This window comes from Kandleria sp., from assembly GCF_017934775.1.
GTDB lineage: Bacteria > Bacillota_I > Bacilli_A > Erysipelotrichales > Coprobacillaceae > Kandleria > Kandleria vitulina.
Map to the genome: position 1 here is coordinate 1 of NZ_JAGBIX010000060.1, position 4,578 is coordinate 4,578.

Genomic DNA, 4,578 nt, shown 5'->3' on the forward strand with positions numbered 1-4,578 from the left:
AAGCCAGCCAAGAAAGCTGCTGCTAAGAAGACTGTAAAGGAAACAAAAGCAGAAGAAAAGCCAGCCAAGAAAGCTGCTGCTAAGAAGACTGTAAAGGAAACAAAAGCAGAAGAAAAGCCAGCTAAAAAGGCTGCTGCTAAGAAGACTGTAAAGGAAACAAAAGCAGAAGAAAAGCCAGCCAAGAAAGCTGCTGCTAAGAAGACTGTAAAGGAAACAAAAGCAGAAGAAAAGCCAGCTAAGAAAGCTGCTGCTAAAAAGGTTGTAAAAGAAACTAAAGAAGTAGTAAAAGAAGAAAAACCAGTTGTAGAAGAAGTTAAGGTGGAACCAGTTATGGAAGAATATCATGAAGAACTTCCTCAGCCAAGAAGAAGTGTGGCATTTATTGGATCTGAATGTTATCCATTTGTGAAGACAGGTGGATTAGGAGATGTAATGTATGCATTACCTAAAGCACTTGCTAAACAGAACTGTGATGTAAAGGTTATTCTACCTCGTTATGCATGTATTCCAGAAGAATATCAGAATAAGATGATCTATAGAGGATCATTTGATATGGATTTATGTGCTGATGGTAAATCATACTATGTTGGTATTATGGAATATGTATGGGATGGAGTTGTCTATGATTTCATTGATAACCAGGAATTCTTTACTGAAGGTAATCCATATACAAACTTAGTAGATGATATTCCTAAGTTCTGTTACTTTGGAAAAGCTGCATTAGCTGCATTAAATTATATGAATTGGACTCCTGATGTAATTCATTGTCATGATTGGCAGGCAGGTCTTGTACCAATTTATTTAAGAGAAATGTTTAATGATACACCATTATCACGTTCTAAGGTTGTAATGACTATTCATAACTTAAGATTCCAGGGTGTCTATAACATTGAAACATTCAAATATTGGACTAATTTACCAGACTATGTCTTCAATAAGGATACATTAACTGTTAAGTGGCTTGATGCTAATATGTTAAAAGGTGGTTTAACATATGCTAATGCAATTACTACAGTATCAAATACTTATGCTGGAGAAATTCAGACTGAATTCTATGGTGAAGGATTAGATGCACATCTTAGATATCATTCAGGTAAGTTAAGAGGTATTGTTAATGGTATTGATTATGATATCTGGAACAGTGCTACTGATGATAAACTTGCAAGCAAGTATGATATTACGAATGTATTGGATAAGAAGAAAGAAAACAAGCGTGCTTTACAGGAAGAACTTGGTCTTGAACAAGATGATCACAAGTTTGTGATTGGCTTGATTTCTAGATTAACTGACCAAAAAGGATTGGATCTAGTTAATGAAATCATTCCTCAGGTAATGGATGAGCATACTCAGGTTGTTATCTTAGGAACAGGAGATCCTGCATATGAAGATTCATTCAGATATTATGAAAATGCCTATAAGGGTAACCTTTGCGCTAATATCATGTATGATGAATCAAGAGCACACCGCATCTATGCCGGTGCTGATGCATTATTAGTACCATCACAGTTTGAACCATGTGGATTAACACAGTTAATCGCTATGCATTATGGTACAGTGCCTATCGTAAGAGAAACAGGTGGATTAAAAGATACTGTTGAACCTTATGATGTAAACTATAACTCAGGTAATGGATTCACATTTGATCGTTATGAATCAGGATTATTGCTTGATGCTATTAATAGAGCTAAAACATTCTATTTCACAAATAGATGGTGCTTTGATGAAATGGTTCAGAGAAATATGGCAAAAGATGTTTCTTGGGAAAATTCTGCAAAGCAGTATAGAGAGTTATATGTTGAATTAACTAAATAACAAAAGAACTGATGTCAGCCATGCTGATATCAGTTCTTTTTAGTTTATAAAGTAATAAAAAAACCCGTAGGGGAACGGGTCTTTTTATTTTAAATAAATTAAAGGGAAGGGAAATTTTATGTTTGTATTTGTCGACTTCTCTATCGACAAGTACATAATACTTAATGAATGTGAAGTGAATATGAACAAAAGAATTAATTTCATTTAGATACTTTCCTTGACCTGATACTCATCCATGATAAAATTGGACTTATAAAGGAGTGGTTCAGAAATGAAAATTGCGATGGCAAATGATCATGCTGGTACACGCATGAAAAATGAAGTAAAGAAACTACTAGAAGATATGGGACATGAAGTATTAGACTTTGGTACATTTGATGAAGAATCATGTGACCTTTCTGATTTTGTATATCCTGCTGCTCTTGCGGTAGCTAAAGGTGGATGCGAGAGAGGTATCTTTGTCGATGGTGTTGGCTATGGTAGTGCTCTTATTGCTAATAAGATAAATGGCGTTTACGCAGCAGTATGCCAGGATCCATTCTGTGCAAAGCTAGCACGTGAACATACTGATTCCAATGTTCTTTGTATTGGTGCAAAGATTATCGGAGATATGATGGCAAGTGAAATTGTTAAAACTTGGATGACAACTGATGCTCTTACTGAAGAAAAGTATACAAGAAGAGTTCAGAAGGTTAAGGATATCAACGATAAACATTGTGTAAAGATTAAATAGAGGCTGTGAAGAATATTCTTCACAACCTCTTTTTAATGTAACCATATGGTTACATTATTTTTTTGAAGTAATCAATTTTGTTTGGTTGCATCGTCAAAAAGCAGTAAAATATTCTTAGGGAAATACAAAGGAGGGCAACTTATGAAACTATTTAAATCTATTGCAATTGTTATTGCTATGTTGATGGCAATAAGCACAGTATCATTCAATCAAGTGGTAGAAGTAGATGCTGCCGCAATGAAACTTAATTATTCTAAAAAGGATCTTCAAGTTAAGAAATCTTTTACTTTAAAAGTAAAGAATGCAAAAAAGAAGAAGATTAAATGGTCATCTTCAAAAAAGAAGATTGCTAAGGTATCCAAAAAAGGTAAGGTAACAGGTCTTAAAGAAGGTAAAGCAATCATTACTGCTAAGATTGGTAAGAAGAAGCTAAAATGTACTGTAACTGTATTAACAAAAGCTCACTATAAAGCAGTAAAAGCAGCAAAAAATTGGGTAAAGAATAATAAAGGTCTTAGTAGAGATCAGTTGATGAATTTACTGGTTGGTGCTGATAAATTAAGTAAGGCTAATGCAAAATATGCTATTAATCATTCTGGAATTAATTGGAATAAAAATGCTGCAGAGTTTGCAGAAGAGTATATAAAAGATAACACTGATGAAGTTGATGATAGTAGGAGAGATGTTTTAAAGGAATATTTAACAATAAATGGTTTTACATCCTCTGAAGCAGATTACGCAGTAAAACATGCAAAAATAGACTGGAAAAAGGAAGCAGTTAAACTTGCAAAGTTCTTTTTGAAATATAATGCTCCGGATGATGTTAGAAGAAAGGATGTTGAGGAAGAATTAGCAAATGCTCATTACACAAAAGATGAAATTCAATATGCAATAAATAATTGTGGTATTAATTGGAATAAAAAAGATGTAGAGTATGCTGAAAAGTATATAAAAGATAACACTGATGAAGATGCTGTTAGTAGTAGAGATCTTTTAAAGGAAGAATTAACATTAAGAGGTTTTACATCCTCTGAAGCAGATTACGCAGTAAAAAACGCAAAAATAGACTGGAAAAAGGAAGCAGTTAAATATGCAAAGTACTTTTTGAAATATGAAGCTTCGGATGATGTTAGTAGAAAGGATGTTGAGGAAGAATTAGCAAAAGCTCATTTCACAAAAGATGAAATTCAATATGCAACAAATAATTGTGGTGTTGATTGGAAAAGTTTAGCATATAAATCTGCAAAGTATTTTTTGGAAACTTCGTATTATGTTAGTAGAGAGAATGTTGAGGAAGAATTAGCAAATGCTCATTTCACAAAAGATGAAATTCAATATGCCATAGATAATTGTGGAGATGAATGGATAAGTTTAGCATATAAATCTGCAAAAGATTATTTGATAGAAAATCCAAGCTATACAGAAAAAGAATTAATCGATATGATTAAAGAAGAAGATAGGGGATTAACAGATGCTGATATTTCTGCTGGTGTAAAACAGGCTTTAAGTGAATTAGAGTCTTAGAATTATTAAAGAGACGTGAAATGGAAGAATTCACGTCTCTTTGTGCTACCAAATAGTTGTATTATTTTTGTAAGACAACAGGTTTTGTTTTATATAGGAGTCAAAAAACGGTAAAATATTTATAAAAGGATAAAGGTAGAGTCAAAAGTTTATGAAAACCTTGATGAATGACAGGTTTCAGGTAGCTTTCTCTGATTATGTCTTCAAACGAGATCTGCTTGATAAGTTCATCTCTGAATATAGGAGGCTTGTCTATCTTGAAGTCTGCATAAGGAATCTGAACATCTTTATTCTTGCTGGATTTAAGCTTGGATAGTTCCTTCTTGGTAATTGGATTGATCTCATCCTCAAAGAAGCTGTTAAGCCAATCAGTGTGTTTTGAAGCCTCTTCGAGATGATGAATAACATCAATGTTGTTCAGACGATGGGAAACAGTATCAGGAATCTTGCCAAGGAGATTCAAAGCCTGAAAATACTGAGAGAACTTAAAATTTTGTTTAGAAAAAGAT

4 protein-coding genes are annotated in these 4,578 nt (G+C 33.3%); 3 read left to right on the forward strand and 1 reads right to left on the reverse strand.

What is annotated here, in order from left to right:
• The 3 genes from J6L95_RS06295 to J6L95_RS06305 form a co-directional block, all read left to right on the forward strand.
• The coding region (locus tag J6L95_RS06295) for a glycogen synthase (protein WP_287458512.1) at positions 1 to 1,812 on the forward strand (1,812 nt) is incomplete at its 5' end.
• A gap of 271 nt (positions 1,813 to 2,083) precedes the next feature.
• On the forward strand, positions 2,084 to 2,545 hold the full coding sequence (locus J6L95_RS06300) for an RpiB/LacA/LacB family sugar-phosphate isomerase (protein WP_029071446.1): 462 nt from the start codon (positions 2,084 to 2,086) through the stop codon (positions 2,543 to 2,545).
• Between the two features lie 141 nt (positions 2,546 to 2,686).
• Positions 2,687 to 4,069, forward strand: a complete 1,383-nt coding sequence (locus tag J6L95_RS06305) for an Ltp family lipoprotein (RefSeq protein WP_287458513.1) — start codon at positions 2,687 to 2,689, stop codon at positions 4,067 to 4,069.
• 100 nt (positions 4,070 to 4,169) lie between these two features.
• Here the strand turns inward: J6L95_RS06305 and J6L95_RS06310 are convergent.
• Positions 4,170 to 4,578 (reverse strand): hypothetical protein (locus J6L95_RS06310; protein WP_287458514.1); only part of this gene is annotated, 409 nt, incomplete at its 5' end.